The sequence below is a fragment of the Agromyces sp. CCNWLW203 genome (assembly GCF_036576125.1).
GTDB lineage: Bacteria > Actinomycetota > Actinomycetes > Actinomycetales > Microbacteriaceae > Agromyces.
Window position 1 is genome coordinate 948200 of sequence record NZ_JAZHYX010000001.1, and the last position, 16458, is coordinate 964657.

The 16458-nt window shown below is 70.4% G+C and carries 13 protein-coding genes; 7 read left to right on the forward strand and 6 right to left on the reverse strand.

Going from position 1 to position 16458, the window contains the following annotated elements:
- The first annotated feature begins 61 nt into the window (after positions 1–61).
- The 7 genes from VPH61_RS04325 (at position 62) to iolD (ending at position 8630) form a co-directional block, all read left to right on the forward strand.
- Positions 62–811 (forward strand): DeoR/GlpR family DNA-binding transcription regulator, encoded by a 750-nt coding sequence (locus VPH61_RS04325; RefSeq protein ID WP_332062283.1) that lies wholly within the window; start codon positions 62–64, stop codon positions 809–811.
- Positions 808–2136 (forward strand): 6-phospho-beta-glucosidase, encoded by a 1329-nt coding sequence (locus VPH61_RS04330; RefSeq protein WP_332062284.1) that lies wholly within the window; start codon positions 808–810, stop codon positions 2134–2136. The genes VPH61_RS04325 and VPH61_RS04330 overlap by 4 nt, the downstream gene beginning before the upstream one ends.
- A 148-nt stretch (positions 2137–2284) precedes the next feature.
- On the forward strand, positions 2285–3604 hold the full coding sequence (locus VPH61_RS04335; RefSeq protein WP_332062285.1) for an FAD-binding oxidoreductase: 1320 nt from the start codon (positions 2285–2287) through the stop codon (positions 3602–3604).
- Between the two features lie 179 nt (positions 3605–3783).
- A complete protein-coding gene (gene iolC, locus VPH61_RS04340; protein ID WP_332062286.1) occupies positions 3784–4845 on the forward strand; it encodes a 5-dehydro-2-deoxygluconokinase in 1062 nt (353 codons plus the stop codon).
- Positions 4835–5743, forward strand: coding sequence for a class I fructose-bisphosphate aldolase (locus tag VPH61_RS04345; RefSeq protein ID WP_332062287.1), 909 nt, complete (start codon positions 4835–4837; stop codon positions 5741–5743). Before iolC ends, VPH61_RS04345 begins: the two co-directional genes overlap by 11 nt.
- Positions 5744–5766: 23 nt before the next feature.
- Entirely contained in the window at positions 5767–6720 is a 954-nt protein-coding gene (gene iolB, locus VPH61_RS04350) for a 5-deoxy-glucuronate isomerase (protein WP_332062288.1), read from the forward strand.
- A 26-nt stretch (positions 6721–6746) separates the two neighbouring features.
- Positions 6747–8630 carry a 3D-(3,5/4)-trihydroxycyclohexane-1,2-dione acylhydrolase (decyclizing) gene (gene iolD, locus VPH61_RS04355; protein ID WP_332062289.1) on the forward strand — a complete coding sequence of 628 codons (1884 nt, stop codon included), beginning with the start codon at positions 6747–6749 and terminating at the stop codon, positions 8628–8630.
- Between the two features lie 20 nt (positions 8631–8650).
- Here the strand turns inward: iolD and VPH61_RS04360 are convergent, their stop codons facing one another.
- The 6 genes from VPH61_RS04360 to VPH61_RS04385 form a co-directional block, all read right to left on the reverse strand.
- Complete coding sequence (locus tag VPH61_RS04360; protein WP_332062290.1) at positions 8651–9412, reverse strand: GntR family transcriptional regulator; 762 nt, start codon at positions 9410–9412, stop codon at positions 8651–8653.
- Positions 9413–9467: 55 nt separating this feature from the next.
- Positions 9468–12275 (reverse strand): hypothetical protein, encoded by a 2808-nt coding sequence (locus tag VPH61_RS04365; protein ID WP_332062531.1) that lies wholly within the window; start codon positions 12273–12275, stop codon positions 9468–9470.
- Between the two features lie 61 nt (positions 12276–12336).
- Positions 12337–13593 carry a CehA/McbA family metallohydrolase gene (locus tag VPH61_RS04370; RefSeq protein ID WP_332062291.1) on the reverse strand — a complete coding sequence of 419 codons (1257 nt, stop codon included), beginning with the start codon at positions 13591–13593 and terminating at the stop codon, positions 12337–12339.
- Between the two features lie 4 nt (positions 13594–13597).
- Positions 13598–14671, reverse strand: coding sequence for an ABC transporter ATP-binding protein (locus VPH61_RS04375; RefSeq protein ID WP_332062292.1), 1074 nt, complete (start codon positions 14669–14671; stop codon positions 13598–13600).
- Positions 14671–15528: a carbohydrate ABC transporter permease gene (locus VPH61_RS04380; protein ID WP_332062293.1), complete on the reverse strand. Its 858-nt coding sequence runs from the start codon at positions 15526–15528 to the stop codon at positions 14671–14673. The genes VPH61_RS04375 and VPH61_RS04380 overlap by 1 nt, the downstream gene beginning before the upstream one ends.
- Entirely contained in the window at positions 15525–16457 is a 933-nt protein-coding gene (locus VPH61_RS04385) for a carbohydrate ABC transporter permease (protein ID WP_332062294.1), read from the reverse strand. The genes VPH61_RS04380 and VPH61_RS04385 overlap by 4 nt, the downstream gene beginning before the upstream one ends.
- Between the last annotated feature and the right edge of the window lies 1 nt (position 16458).

The window sequence follows — 16458 nt, forward strand, 5'->3', positions numbered from 1 at the left end:
ACTCTCGAATGAACGCTCTTGCGTCAATTCGTGCGCGAAGTTGACTGCTACGCTCTTCCACATGCTCACAGCAACGCGACAGGCGCACATCCTGAACTCCCTGCGCACTGACGGCGAAGTCACCGTCGAAGAGCTCGCCGAGCAGTTCGGCGTCTCGCTCTCGACCATCCGCCGTGACCTCAACACCCTCAGTGCCGAGGGCCTGCTCCGCCGCGTGCGCGGCGGCGGCAGCATCGAGCCCGACCAGATCCCATTCACCGATGTCGAACGACAGCACCATCCCGAGAAATCGCGCATCGCCGAGAAGGCCGCCGAGCTCGTGGCGGAGGGCGACGTCGTCATCATCGACATCGGCACGACGACTGCACTGCTCGCCCGCCAGTTGCGCGGCCGGCGGATCACGGTCATCACCGCGAGCCTCGCAGCCATCGACGAGCTGCGCGACGACGACGCGGTCGAGCTGATCGTGCTCGGCGGAGCAGTGCGCAAGAACTACAACTCCATGATCGGCACCCTCACCGAACAGGCGCTCGCGCAGATCCGGGCCACCACGTGCTTCCTCGGCACGAGCGGCATCCGGGCGAACGGCACCATCTCCGACACGACGGGCATGGAGGTGCCGATCAAGCTCGCGATGATCGAGTCCTCGCAGCGCACCGTCGTGCTGGCCGACGCCTCGAAGTTCCCAGGCGTCGGCGTGCTCAGCGTCTGCGGCCCCGAGCACATCTCGGCGATCGTGACGAACGACGACGCGAATGCCTCGACGCTCGAGGTGCTCCGCGAGGCCGGTGTCGAGGTGATGGTCGCGTGAAGCTCGCCATCATCGGGGGCGGCGGCTTCCGCGTCCCCCAGGTCTTCGAAGCCGTCTCCGCCGACCAGGCGCCCGTGCGCATCGACGAGCTGAGTCTCTACGACGTCTCGGAGTCCCGGCTGCAGACGATCGGTGCGATCCTCGCGAGCCTCGCCCGCGAGCGGCGCCACGTGCCGACGATCACCTTGACCACCGACCTCGAAGAGGCGCTCCGCGGCGCCGACTTCGTCTTCAGCGCCGTGCGCATCGGCGGCACCCGCGGCCGCATCCTCGACGAGAGGACGGCGCTCGAGCTCGGCGTGCTCGGCCAGGAGACGGTGGGCCCCGGCGGCCTCGCCTACGCCCTCCGCACGGTCCCGTTCATGACCCGCCTCGCCGAGACGATCCGCGATGTCGCGCCCGACGCCTGGGTGATCAACTTCACGAACCCCGCCGGCATCGTCACCGAGGCGATGCAGCGCGTGCTGGGCGACCGCGTCGTCGGCATCTGCGACACGCCCATCGGACTCATCCGTCGTGCCGCTACGGCAGTGAGCGGCACCCCCGACCGCGTCGACTTCGACTACGTGGGCCTGAATCACCTCGGGTGGCTCCGCTCGATGACCGCCGGCGGCGAAGACCTCCTGCCGAAGCTGCTCGAATCCGATCAGTCGCTCGAGAGCATCGAAGAGGCCCGCCTGATGGGATTCGACTGGGTGCGTGCGCTCGGCGCCCTGCCGAACGAGTACCTGTACTACTACTACTTCACGCGTGAGGCGACCGAACGCATCCGTTCGGCGCCGACGACCCGAGGGGAGTTCCTCGACCGCCAGCAGTCGGCGTTCTACGATGCCCCCGGCGACGACCCGCTGGCGACGTGGATGACCGCGCGCCACGAGCGCGAGTCGAGCTACATGGCCGAGAGTCGGCCCGACGACGAGGAGCGCCTCGAGTCGGATGTCGATGGCGGCGGATACCACGAGGTCGCACTCGATCTGATGGCCGCCCTCGCCACCGGCAGATCGTCGACGATGATCCTGAACGTGCGCAACAACGCGCTCGTGCCCCAGTTGCCCCAAGACGCCGTCGTCGAGGTGGGCTGCGTCGTCGACGGTGACGGCGTGCACCCCTGGCCGATCGCCCCGGTGTCGGGCGAGATGCTCGGCCTGATCACGCAGGTGAAGTCCGCCGAGCGACTCATCATCAGCGCGGTACACGAGCGGTCGCGCGAGCAGGCGTGGCGCGCGTTCGCGGCGCATCCGCTCGTCGACTCGGTCGGCGTCGCGCGTTCGCTGCTCGACCGGTACCGCGAGAACTTCCCCGAGATCGGCGCCCTGCTGCGTTGAGCCGAGCTCCTCAGTGGCACGGTGCAGGACGCCGACGCGCCTGCGTTCTGCTCGCGATATCCGGCGGTCGGCGGTGCATGCGAACGCACCGATTCAGCGGTGAGCGAGCAGCGTTCCAGATGTCGCAGGCCCCTGCCAGACTGACGAAATGTCTCTTCTCTCCGAACTGAGTGAGCGAATTCCAGGCCGGGCCCATGGTCCCGGCACGTCCGAATACGACGCCGGCCGCACCGTCTTCGCCGGCGTCGGCGAGCCCGACGCCGTCGTGCGGCCGCACACCGTCGAAGAGGTCGCAGCGGCCGTCGGCCTCGCCGCGGCGGCGGGCATGCCGATCGCCGTGCGCAGCGGCGGCCACGGCCTCCTCCCCGTCGACGGCGGCCTCGTCGTCGACCTGGCCGAGTTCACGGCGATCGAGGTCAGGGCAGACGGCGTCGTCACCGTGGGCGGCGGTGCCCGCTGGGGCGATGTCGCCGCAGTGCTCGGGCCGCACGGGCTCGGCATCAGCTCGGGTGACACCCGCGACGTCGGAGTGGGCGGCCTCGCCCTCGGCGGCGGCATCGGCTGGCTCGTGCGCGGGCACGGCCTCGCCATCGACGCGCTGCGCGAGGTAGAACTCGTCACCGCATCGGGCGAGGTGCTGACCGTGAACGAGACCTCGAATTCCGAGCTCTTCTGGGCCGTGCGCGGCGGCGGCGGCAACTTCGGCGTGGTGACGCGGTTCACCTTCCAGGCAGCGCCGGCCGACGGGCTCGTCGGCGGGCTCGTGCGATTCGACCGCTCCGACGTGCCCGCGGTGCTCCGCGCCTGGCGCGACGTCATGCGGGCCGGCCCCGACGAGCTGAACTCCTCGCTCATGCTGCTGCCGCCGTTCGGCCCCGAGATGCCCGGCGGGCCGCAGGTCGGCGTCGCACTGCAGGGCGACGAGGCGCAACTCCGCGAGCTCCTCGCCCCGCTGCTCGCGCTCCCCTCGGTCGTCGACGTGTCGCTCGCCCCGACCACCTACGGCGCGCTCCTCGAAGACGCTCCGCCCGGTCGCCCGCCGTTCCTGTTCGTCGGCGGCAACGGCTTCGTGCCCGAGGTCTCCGACGCGTTGCTCGACGCGGTCGCGGCGGCCTACGCCCGCGAGGTGCCGACCATGGTGCTGCTCCGCGCACTCGGCGGGGCGTTCTCGCGCGTCGCACCCGACGCGACGGCCATCGCCCACCGCGATGCCGAGGCGCTGCTGATCGTCAATGGCGTGCTCGCGGCCGATGCCACGCCCGAGCAGGTCGCGGCGGTGAGAGCGGGCAGCGATGCCGCCCTCGCTTCGACGAGCGGCACGTACGGCAACTTCTCGGCCGAGTACGGGCCGGAGGTGACGGCCTCGATGTACCCGCCCGCGACGCTGGCGCGTCTGCGCCGCATCAAGACGCAGGTGGACCCGGGCAACGTGTTCCGTCGGGGCCACAACATCGAACCGGCGGACTGAGCAGCGGCTGACTGAGCACGGCGAGCTGATCGCGCTTCGCCGCGCCGGTTGAGCGGATGCCGCGTGGCACGTGCCACGCGGCATCCGCTCTTTCCACGCGTCGCACTACTTTGTAAGGACATTCTGTGTAAACTGAGGGCACTCGCCCGCGGCACCGGCAGAAAGTTGTACGACGCAGTATGACCATCACGACAGCATCGCCATTCGACGTCATCACCATCGGACGCGTGGGCATCGATCTCTACCCGACGCTCGACGGCGTGCATCTCGAAGACGCCACGACCTTCACCAAGTCGGTCGGCGGCAGCGCGACGAACGTGGCGATCGCGGCGGCCCGCCACGGCCGTCGGAGCGCGGTCATCACCCGCACGGGCGACGACGCCTTCGGCCGGTACATCCGCCGGGAGCTCGAGGGCTTCGGCGTCGATCCGCGATTCGTGGGCGCCGAGCCCGACCTCCTGACTCCGCTCACCTTCTGCGAGATCTTCCCTCCCGACGACTTCCCGATCACCTTCTATCGCAAGCCGAAGGCCCCCGACCTCGAGATCACGGCCGAGAGCCTGCCGCTCGACGACATCCGCTCGGCCGCGATCTACTGGTCGACGGTCACCGGCTTGAGCGAGGAGCCGAGCCGGAGCGCGCATCACGCCGCATGGGCAGCGCGGGGCCGCCGTGCCGGCACGATCCTCGACCTCGACTACCGGCCCACGTTCTGGGGCTCAGTCGACGAGGCCCGGCGAGAGGTCTCCGCCGCACTCGAATCGGTCACCGTCGCCATCGGCAACCTCGAGGAGTGCGCGGTCGCCGTCGGCGAACGCGATCCGTACCGCGCCGCCGACGCGCTGCTCGACCGCGGGGTCGAGCTCGCCGTCGTCAAGCGCGGACCGATCGGCGTGCTCGCCAAGACGCGCGACGAGACCGTCGAGCTTCCCGCCCTTCCCGTGCAGGTCGTCAACGGCCTCGGGGCGGGTGACGGGTTCGGGGGCGCGTTCTGCCATGGCCTGCTCTCCGGCTGGCCGCTCGAGCGCATCGTGGCGTTCGCGAACGTCGCGGGCGCGATCGTGGCGACGCGCCGGGAGTGCTCGACCGCCATGCCGACGAGCGTCGAGGTGGCGCGACTGGCCCGCGAGCGCGGCCTCGGCGAGTTCGACGGGATCGAGACCGACGGCTACGAGACCACGACCGCCGGCTCATCCGGATCACGACCGTCACGCGACGAAGGAGACGCCGATGCGTTCTGAGGCCCCCCGGCGATTCCTCGACGACGAGCAGTTCGCCCGACTCCGCGATCGCCGCGCCGTCGACCCCACGGCCATCGCCGAACTGCTCGCCGCACGAACACGACGGCCGGTGCTCGGCGACAACGGCCGGCTCTTCATCATCGCCGCCGACCACCCGGCGCGCGGCGCGCTCGGCGTCGGCGACGAGTCGATGGCCATGGCCGACCGGTACGAGCTGCTCGACCGCCTCGCCCTCGCACTCAGCCGCCCCGGGGTCGACGGTGTGCTCGCGACCCCCGACATCATCGACGACCTCGCCCTGCTCGGCGCACTCGAGGGCAAGGTCGTCGTCGGGTCGATGAACCGCGGGGGGCTGCGCGGTTCGAGCTTCGAGATGGACGACCGGTTCACCGCCTACGACATCGACGGCATCGTGCGCGACCGACTCGACTTCGCGAAGGTGCTGCTGCGCATCAACCTGCAGGATCCGGGCTCGATCGCGACGATCGAGGCCTGCGCCGCAGCCGTCGCCGCCGCAGCAGCGGCCGGCGTGCCGATCATGCTCGAGCCGTTCATGAGCGCACACGGCCCCACCGGAATCGTCAACGACCTCACCGCCGATGCGGTCATCACCTCCGTCGCGATCGCGTCGGGGCTCGGCCCGAGCTCGGCCTACACATGGTTGAAACTCCCCGTCGTCGACGAGATGGAACGGGTGATGGCGGCGACGACGCTGCCGACCCTCCTCCTCGGCGGCGAGCGCGGCGGCGATCCAGAGGCCACCTACGCCGGCTGGCAGCGGGCACTCGCACTGCCCGGCGTGCGCGGGCTCGTGGTCGGGCGCACGCTCGTCTATCCTCCCGACGGCGACGTTGCACGCGCCGTCGACACCGCAGCGGCCCTCGTGCACGCGGGCTGACCGACGAGACCGAAGGAGCACCCGTGACGGATCGGACGACGGCGGCCGGCCAAGAGGCCTGGTTCCATCCCCGGGCGAGCCTCGCGAGTGACGGTTGGGAGCTCGTGGTCGACGCGTCCCTCGACGGCTGGCAGCACACCGGGCTCCGCACGGCCGACCTCGCCTCGCGGGATCTCGAGCTCCCTGCCGGCGAGGTCGAGCGACTCATCGTGCCGCTCGAGGGCGGATGCCTCGTGCAGGCGATCACCGAAGACGGCGCCGCGCACGAGGTCGAGCTCGAAGGTCGCGCCTCGGTGTTCGACGGCCCCACCGATTGCCTGTACCTGCCCCCGGGCGCGAGCGCGACGCTCAGCGGATCCGCCACCGGCCCTCGCCGTGTCGCGGTCGCCGAAGCTCCGGCGACCACGCGGCATCCGCTTCGGCGCATCGGCCGTGACGAAGTGCCCGTCGAACTCCGCGGGCGCGGACGCGCGAGCCGGCAGGTGCACGACCTCGGCACGCCATCGGTGCTCGATGCCGAGCGGCTCATCGTGTGCGAGGTCATCACGCCCGCCGGCAACTGGTCGAGCTACCCGCCGCACAAGCACGACGAGGAGCTTCCCGGCCGCGAGTCGCAACTCGAGGAGATCTACTACTTCGAGCTCGCGCCCGCCCCTGGCGCACCGGCCGTCGCCGCCGGCGCCGAAGCCGACCCGTACGCCCTCTTCGCCGCGGCATCCTCCTCGACGACCGAGATCGAGCTCGACGTCCGAGTGCGCAGCGGCGACGTCGCCCTCCTTCCCGGCGGATTCCACGGCCCTGCCGTCGCGCCGCCGACCCACGACCTGTACTACCTCAACGTCATGGCGGGGCCCGGCGATCGCGTCTGGCGCATCACCGACGAGCCCGCGCACGAGTGGGTCCGCGAGGCGTGGCTGCACGAACCCGCCGACGACCGCCTGCCCTACATCCGCACCACGAAGGGAGCTCGCCCGTGAGCCCGAACACTCCGCTGACGAGACGCATGACCGTCAGCCAGGCCCTCGTCGAGTTCCTCGCTCACCAGTGGACCGTCGACGGCGACCACCGCGAGCGCACGATCCCCGGCGTCTTCGGCATCTTCGGCCACGGCAACGTCGCCGGACTCGGGCAGGCCCTCATGGAGTCGAACGCCTCGGAGCCCGACCTGATGCCGTACTACCAGGCGCGCAACGAGCAGGCGATGGTGCACCAATCGGTGGGCTTCGCCCGCATGCGCCGCCGCCGCGCGACCTTCGCCAGCGCCGCGTCGGTCGGCCCCGGCGCCGCGAACATGCTGACGGGTGCCGCACTCGCGACGAGCAACCGGCTGCCCGCACTGCTGCTGCCGAGCGACACGTTCGCCACCCGGGTCGCCGACCCGGTGCTGCAGCAGCTCGAGCTCCCGCACGACCCGAGCCTGCAGGTCACCGACGCCTTCCGTCCGCTCTCGCGCTTCTTCGATCGTGTCGAGCGGCCCGAGCAGCTCTTCTCGATCGCACTCGGCGCCATGCGCGTCCTGACCGACCCCGCAGAGACGGGCGCGGTCACGATCGCACTGCCCGAAGACGTGCAGGCCGAGGCGCTCGACGTGCCGCTCGCCTTCCTCGCCGACCGGGAATGGCACGTGCGACGTCCGCTGCCCGAGCCCGGGCCGCTCGCTCGTGCGGTCGCCGCCATCCGCGCGGCCCGCTCGCCCATGATCGTCGCCGGCGGCGGCGTGATCTACTCGGGCGCCGAGGAGGTGCTGCGACGGCTCGTCGACGCCACCGGCATCCCGGTCGGCACCACGCAGGCCGGCGGCGGGTCCATCCCGTGGGACCACCCCGCCTCGCTCGGCGGCGTGGGTGCGACCGGCACTTCGGCGGCGAATCGATTCGCGGCGGAGGCCGATGTCGTCATCGGCATCGGCACCCGGTACAGCGACTTCACGACGGCCAGCCGCAGCGCCTTCCAAGACCCGGATGTCACGTTCGTGAACATCAACGTGGCACCGTTCGACGCCTACAAGCACGGCACGCAGCTGCCCGTGATCGCCGACGCGCGCACGGCGCTCGAGGCGCTCGAGGTCGAGCTCGCCGGCTACCGGGTGCCGGCGTCGATGTCGGAGCTCGTCGCCGCGGAGCGGCACGCATGGAACGCCGTCGTCGACACCTCGTTCGTGCCGTCCGGTCGCGACCGGCCCGCGCAGGCGGAGATCATCGGCGCCGTGCAGGCGGCGAGCGAGCCGCGCGACGTCATCGTGCAGGCTGCCGGATCCCTCCCGGGCGATCTGCACCGGCTCTGGCGAGTGCGCGACCCGCTCGGCTACCACGTGGAGTACGCGTTCTCGTGCATGGGCTACGAGATCGCCGGCGGACTCGGCGTGCGCCGCGCCGCGCCCGATCGCGACGTCATCGTCATGGTCGGCGACGGCTCGTACCTGATGCTGCACACCGAGCTCGTGACCGCGGTCGCCGAGGGCCACAAGTTGATCGTCGTGCTCGTGCAGAACCAGGGCTATGCGTCGATCGGCAATCTCTCCGAGTCAGTCGGCAGCCAGCGTTTCGGCACGAGGTACCGTCGGTACGACCCGGCGAGCCGCAACTTCCAGGGCACCGAGCCGTTGCCCGTCGATCTCGCCGCCAACGCGCGGAGCTACGGTGTCGACGTCATCGAGATCGCCCCCGGACCCGATGCCATCGCCGAGCTCAGCCGGGCAATGGCGACCGCGAAGGCGTCGCCGACCTCGACGCTCATCCACGTCGAGAGCGATCCGCTGCTCGCCGGACCCGATGGCGGCGGTTGGTGGGACGTGCCCGTGGCCGAGACCTCGGCGACGCCGAGCGTGCAGCAGGCGCGCGCGGAGTACGAGGAGGCCAGGCTGGCGCAGCGGCCGCTGCTCGGCTGAGCACGCCCGGCCTGCAGTGCTCAGCGATCGACGAGCGTGACCTCGAACGAGTAGCGGTCGGGCCGATAGCAGTGCTGCCCGAACTCCACCGCGACACCCGAGTTGTCGAAGGCGGTGCGCGTCATGGTGAGCACCGGAGCCCCCCGCGACAGGTCGAGCAGTTCCGCCTCGCGTGCGGTTGCCGCCCTGGCCCCGATGCGTTGCTTCGCGACTCGCATGGTCACCCCCCGCGCCCGCAGCAGCTGGTACAGCCCGTGCTTCTCGAGCGCGTCGCGGTCGAGATCGGTGAACTGCTCCGGCAGCACGTTGTCGAGGATCGCGAGCGGCACTCCATCGGCGCTGCGCAGCCGCTGTATGTGGAGTACGCGGCTGCCGGGGGCGAGTCCGAGCGCCTCGACGCCCGCCTCGCCCGCGGGCACGACTTCGACCGAGAGCACATGGGTCTCGGGGTTCTGACCCGAACGTTGGAGATCCTCGTAGAGGCTCGTGAGCTCGACGTTGCGCGTCACCTTGCCGTGCACGACCTGTGTGCCGATGCCGCGACGCCGCACGAGCAGGCCCTTGTCGACGAGATCCTGGATGGCGCGACGTATCGTCGGCCGTGAGAGGCCGAGCCGGGCTGCGAGGGCGACCTCGTTCTCGAGGCGCGCGCCCGCGGGCAGCGTCTGGTCGAGGATCGCCTGCTCGAGTCGACTCGCGATCTGGTAGTACAGGGGCACGGGCCCCGAGCGATCGAGGTCGAGGAACAGCTCGACGGGGAGGCGATGCTCCAACTGCGCCATTGATTCTCCAGTTGTCCGGTTGTTCTGACAGTAGAGGGTCGAGCGACCCTCAGCGTCACCCGCGATCGGGGGGCGTGTCGGCGACGCGCTGCCGGAAGGTCTCGATGCGGCTCGCCCCGATGACGGTCGTGGCGAGATCGACGTCGCGCTCCACGACATCTCCGGCGAGGTCGGTGCGATCCCAGATGCCGGATGCCGCGGCGCCGAGCACCTGCGGCTCGGCCCGGTAGTTCACGAACCGCGCCTCGACGATCGGGGTTCCCGCGGCATCCGTCGTCGTGCGGAGCGACTCGAGCACGACATCGCCCGCGACCTCGACGGCCGGGGCGGTGGGCAGCTCGGACGCCTCGGCTGCTCCGCCGGCGCCCGCGACGCCGCCGACGACAGTCGGACCGCCGCGGGTGCCGCGCGCGACTTCGGGCTCGACCCGCACCAGTTCGGCCCAGCGCGCCGCGCCCGACTCGGCCCATCCCGCCGCCGACGGCAGGATCGCGAACTCGGTCGGCACCGGGGTGCCGAGGTACTGGGCGCCGGGCACGGCGAACTCGGCGCCGGCCGGCTCGTCTCGGAGGGGGTGCACGTTCACGCTCATCATGCCGACGGCGCGCACGAGCGTGAGCGCGATCGCATCGACGCCCGAGCGCGCGTCGGCGACGATCTCGTACTCGGAGTGCTTCGTGACGATGAGGCTCGCCTGCCCCGCGTGCACGAATCGCGCGACCGGGTACGTGGGCAGCGGGAACTCGCCGACCGGCCCGCCCTCGCCGACACGGCCGCGCTCGGTCACGGCGTACTGGCCGGCCGCAGACGAACCCGGCAGTGCGGCGATGCCGGTGGGTACGAGCACTCGCAGGCGGTGGTCGGCGGCGGGGTTCACGAAGTCCATGCGCACCCGCAGCATCGGTTCGCCCTCGCGGAGCTCCAGCACGGTGTCGACCACGAGTTCGACGGAAGTCGCCGAACGCCGGTTGCGATCGACCGGGTCGAGTGCGGCGGGCACGGCGTAGCGTCGCCGCACGAGGATCCGGCCGCGGATGGGTCCGGGCTCCAGCACCGTCACCTCGACCGATGTCGGCTCGGTCACCGCCGACGTCGGGTCGACCGGCCCGTAGTTGTAGGAATCGCCTCGGTCGCCCTCGTCGACGAGTCGCAGCACGTCGGTGAGCACGGTGCCGTCGGCCGCTTCGATGCGCACGGCCCCGCGCTCGTCGACCGTCGCGGTCACTGCACGGTTCGAGAGGGAACGGGCCGACACCGTCACCGGGTCATCCGCGGCCCGGGCCGTCGCGGGGTCGAGGCTCGCGACGCCGATGCCGCCCACGTCGACGCCGACGACCGCCGTTCGGCGCGGGTCGGCGATGATCTCGACGCGCCAGATCCGCTCGCCCGAGGCATCCGAGGCGATATGGCGCTCGAGTTCCTCGGTGAACGCGGCCAGGTCGAAGTCGCCCACCGGCGCCTCGGCGACCTCGAACCGCAGCCCGTCGTCGCTGAAGCGCCACGCGTTGATCAGCTGGCCGAAGAGCTCGCGGCCGTGGATGCGGTTCAGCAGCTTCGGCAGCTCAGCCGTCGCGAGCTGCTCATCGCCGAGCACCTCGGGCAGGGCGTCGAGCAACTGCACGCCGTCGCCGAGTTCGAGCCGCTCTGGATCGTGCAGGCGGATCTCGACGTGCGCCCGCCGAGCGAAACCCGTCGGGTTCGCCACGACGTGATGGTCGGGCGTGACGGATGCCGCGAGCCGCTCCATCGTGCGCAGGATCACGCCGCGTGCGACATGGCCCGCTGTCGCGAGGCGGCTCTCGACCTCGACCGCGGTCGCGTCGACGCCGCATCCGGTGACGGAGTCGTGCGCGGTGCTCTCGACGAGCCGGTACCACGCGGTGTCGAAGAAGGCGCGATGGTCGTCGGCGCCGAAGGCGGCGTCGAGCCGCTCGGCGGTGGAGAGCCGGCGCTCGGCATCCGTCATCGCCTGCTTGAGGTTCGTACGAATCGAGAACACGCCGGGCAGGAGGTTGCCGCGGGCGTGCGAGCGGAGCTCGCCGGCGACGACCGGCAGGCCGGCGAGTGCACGATCGTCGCCCGCCGCCCACTCGGGTGCCGCCGCTCGCACGTAACCCTCGATGGTGTCCACGGTGAGCTCGATCGACCGAGCGGCGTCGTTCGCCGCGGCGACGAGCGGCATGAGGTCGGCGGGCGGCGCGCTGTGGTCGGTGCCGAGCATGCCGAGGATCGGGTCGGAGCCGTACCAGCTGCCGATCGATTGCCCGTATTCGGTGACGAGTGCGTGCAGCTGTCCCGGCAGGGCGAACAGGTCGAGGGCATTGCCGTAGCCGTCGAGCAGGTACTCGGTGCGCACGGTCGAACCGTCGGGCGCGGTCCACGCGAAGGCGTGGTGGTCGATGCGCGCCGGCACGCCGCGCCAGAGCGCCGCGTCGCGGAGGCCGAACCCGCGCAGCAGCTGCGGCATCTGGGCGGCATGACCGAACATGTCCGGCAGGTAGCCGACCCGCATCTCCGGCCCGATCCGGCGGCTCGAGCGAAGGCCGAGCTCGAGGTTGCGCACGATCGTCTCGCCGTCGCAGAGGAATTCGTCGAGCAGGATGAGGAACGGCCCGATCGCGAGCTGCCCCCGCTCGACCGCCGCGACCACCCGCTCGCGTTGCTCTGGCCGGATCTCGAGGTAGTCGTCGATCGCCGCGGCTTGGCCGTCGAGGGTGAAGCGGTACCCGGGGTTGTCCTCGAGCGTGCTGAGCAGTCGGTCGACCATGTGCACGAGACGCAGCCGGAACACGTCGTGCGGCTCGTACCACTCGCGGTCCCAGTGCGTGTGCGGCACGATCACGAGTTCGTCGGGGGCATCCATGGTCACTCCAAGCAGTGTTCGGTCGTGCGGTGTTCGGGTGGTGGGGTTCACGTGGCTCGGGCTACGCGCAGAGCGCCATGATGCGACGGTCGGCGAGTACGAGGTGGAAGGGCCCGTCGGCGGCGTCGGCCGAGAACTCCTCGCGCGACGAACGCACGGAACGTCGCCGCCCGACGCCGTCGACGAGCACCAGTCCCTCGGCGTCGACCGCCACGACCTCGTCGCCGAGCCGCACGAGGGCTGGTGCGCGCATGAGCTCGGGCATGAGCGTCGTGCCGTCGAAGCTGCTGCTGCCCGTGATCGCCGTGCGGCCGGCCCGAACGCCGTCGAGGATCGCCTCGGCCGAGGCATCCGTCGCCGCGACCCACGTCGTCGGCGTGCCGGGTCGCTGAGGTTCCTCGAGCATGTGGGTGTCGCTGCCGCCGAGCAGCGTCGCGCCCACGGGCCAGGTGCTGAGCCACGCGAAGGGCGCGGTCGAGATGAGCTCGTGGTACCAGGTCGAGTGCCAGAGCTCGACGGCCGCGGGTCGCCGGTCGAGTCGGTGCAGCCAGGAGCAGTCGCCCGAGATCGGGTGATTGATGCTCAGGATGCCCCCGCGCCGGTCGACCTCGTCGACCCAGTGCTGGGCCGGCTCTCGGAAGTCGATCCACCCGATGTCACCGAATGCGTTCGCGTGACCGCGGTGGGTGGTGACCTCCTGGCCGGGCAGGAGCGTGATGCCGTGCTTCGCGCCTTCGGCCGGCAGATGGGCGTGATGGCTCACCGTGTTGTGGTCCGTGACCGCCATGAAGTCGAGGCCGCTCGCGACGCCGAGCGCAGCGAGGCCGCCGACCGGCAAGCGCCCGTCGGAGTGGATGGTGTGGCCGTGGAAGTCACCGGCGAACCAGGTGAGGCCCGGTTCGGCCGGCAGCCGGCGATCGCTGCCACGCAGTGCGCGCGTCGCGGGTGCGGCATCCGGAACCGGCGGCACTTCGCGCGATGCCGGGATGGTGATCTCGACCTCGACCTCCACTCCTTCGGAGGGAACGCGGTGCAGCCCGAGCACGACCTTCCACTCCCCCGCCTCTGGCGCACCCGGCAGGTAGCCGGGCGTCGCGTCGTGGGGGTGGATGAGGAACTCGGTTCGAGCGCCGCCCGACCAGCCGCGCCATCCGCTCGCCCCCTCGCAACCGAGGTCGATGCCCGCGTTCGAGCCGTCGAAGCGGATGACGACCTCGAGTGAATCGGTGCCGGGCGGCACGTCGAACGGCACGTTGAGAGTGCGGTGCTCGTTCTGCGTGTCGACCGTGATGGGGATGCCACGGCGGATCGTGGTCATCTCGTCAGCCGATGCGCTGGGTCGACTGGGCATCGAAGAGCAAGGTCTTCGATGCCTGCGGCACGATCCAGCCGCGATCTCCGGGGGCCGGCTCGTGGTCCTCGGGCACGACGACCTGGAACTTGTGCCCGCCCGCGTTCACGGCGATGAGCACGCTCGCGCCGAGGTTCTCGACGACGCTCACCTCCGCCGCGATCGCACTGGGCTCATCGCTCGAGACCCAGCGCAGGTATTCGGGCCGGATGCCCCAGATGACCGCTTGCCCGTCGAGAACGAGCGATTCGGTGCCGGCCGGCACCGGCACCCGCGTCTCGCCGATGGAGATCGCGCCACCCGCGATCGTCGCCTCGACGAGGTTCATCGGATTCGAGCCGATGAAGCCGGCGACGAAGGTGTTGTTCGGCCGCTGGAACACCTCACGGGGCGTGCCGATCTGCTGGAGCTTTCCGGCCTTCATGACCGCCATGCGGTCGGCGAGCGCGAGCGCCTCGGCCTGGTCGTGCGTGACGAACACCGTCGTGACGCCGAGGTCTCGCTGCAGTTCCTTGAGGAAGGTGCGCGCCTCGAGCCGGAGCCGGGCGTCGAGGTTCGAGAGCGGCTCGTCGAGGAGCAGCACGTCCGGCCGGGTGGCGACGGCTCGGGCGAGCGCGACGCGTTGTTGCTGCCCGCCCGAGAGCTGGCCCGGACGACGCTCGATGAGGCCCTGCAACGACAGGCCGTCGCCGACCTTCTCGGCCGTCGCTCGCCGCTCGTCGCGCTTGACGTGCTTGATGCGAAGCGGGTAGGCGATGTTGTCGCCCACATCCATATGCGGGAACAGCGCGTAGTCCTGGAAGACCATCGCGACCCCGCGGGCGCCGGGCTCGGCGTTCGTGACGTCGCGGTCGCCGATGACGAGCGAACCGGCGGTGATCGCCTCGAGGCCCGCGATGGAGCGGAGCAGCGTGGTCTTGCCGCAGCCCGAGGGGCCGAGCAGTGCGAAGAACTCGCCGTCGAGGATCTCGACGTCGATCTCGTCGACGCCGCGGACGCCGCCGGGATATTCCTTGACGAGTTGAGTGGCGTTGATGCCGGCCATCAGGACTTGATACCTCCATGGAAGCGGAAACCGTAGCGACGGTTGACCACGAAATAGATGATGAGCACGGGTGCGGAGAACAGCAGCGCGAAGGTCGAGATGAGACGCAGGTCGGCCTGCCCGCTCTCGGTGTAGAAGGTGTACATGAGCACCGCGGCCGGTTGCAGGTCGGGGCTGCGGAGCAGGATGAACGGCACGAGGAAGTTGCCCCAGACCTGCACGATGGTCCAGATCGAGATGAAGGCGAGTCCCGGACGCGCGATGGGTGCGACGACGTCGCGGAGGATCCGGAACGGCCCGGCGCCGTAGAGCCTCGCCGACTCCTCGTACGACTTCGGGATCGAGTCCATGAAGTCCTTGAGGATGAAGATCACGGTCGGCAGGATGCCGCCCGCGAGCACGAGGAGTACCCCGACGTAGGAGTTGATGAGCCCGAGCTGCGTGATGATCTGGAACGTCGGCACCATGGCCGCCGTGCCCGTCACGATCGAGGAGAGCAGCAGCAGTCCGTAGAGGATGCCGTCGCGACCAGGGATACGGATGCGGCTCATCGCGTAGGCGGCGAGCGCGCCGAGCACGACGACGATCACCATCGTGCCGATGCCGAGCAGCAGCGAGTTGCCGATCGAGCGCAGCGCGTACGGGTTCTCGGCGAGACGCGCGAAGTTGTCGAGCGTCCAGTCGGGCCACGACAGCGACAGCGACGGGGTCGCGTCGAACGGTGCGAGCACGAGCCAGACCATCGGCAGGGCGAAGAGCACGCCCACGATCGTCATGATGACGGCGAAGGCGACGCGCGACAGGAAATGCCGCACGGTCGCGTTCGCCGCGACCTTCCGCACAGGGGTGGCGGTCATCGCTTGTTCCTTCCCTTCGAAACGCGCACGTAGGCGAGCGCGATGACGAGGTTGATGAGCAGCATGATGAGCGAGATCGCGGCGCCGAGGCCGAGCTGGCCGCCGGGGATCGCCGTCTCGTAGATGTACACCGAGAGGATCTCGGTCTTGCCGTTCGGTCCGCCTGCCGTCACGAGGTACGGCGTGAAGGTGTTGAACGTCCACAGCGTGATGAGCAGCGTGTTCGTGAGGATGTGCCCCTTGATGTTCGGCACGATCACGTCGCGGAGCTGCTGCCATCCCGAGGCGCCGACCATCTTGGCGCTCTCGATCTGCGATGGCGGCACCGCGCTCAGCGCCGACGAGAAGAGCTGCATCGAGAAGGCGGTGCCGACCCAGATGTTGAAGATGATGATCGACTCCATCGGGTGGTCGATCAGCCAGGCGGCGCCCTCGGTGCCGAGCAGGCCGTTGATCGTGCCCGACCGCCGGTCGAGCAGGACGAGCCAGAGGAACGAGGCGACGGATGCCGGGATGACCCAGGCCGCCAGCACGAGGCCCTCGATGAGCCCCTTGGTCCACCCGTGGATGTTGCGCACCGACCACGCGAGGCCGAAGCCGATGAGCGTCTGGCCGATGATGCCCGAGAAGAGCACGAAGATGAGCGTGAGCCAGAGGGAGTTCCAGAACGAGGGATCGGTCAGCGCCTCGACGTAGTTGTCGAAGCCGACGAACTCCGGCGACGCGGCCTGGAGGCCGGTGAGCCGGTAGTCGGTCATGCCGAGCCAGATCGTCCAGACCGCCGGGAAGAGCAGGAACAGGCCGATGATGATCAGTGCGGGTGCGACGAAGACGGTGGCCCGTGCGGTGCCGAGGCCGGCGACGTCGTCGGCCCGCCGCCGGCGGGGAGCGATCGCGCTCCCCGCCGGCGTCGTGGTGCTGGTGGTCATT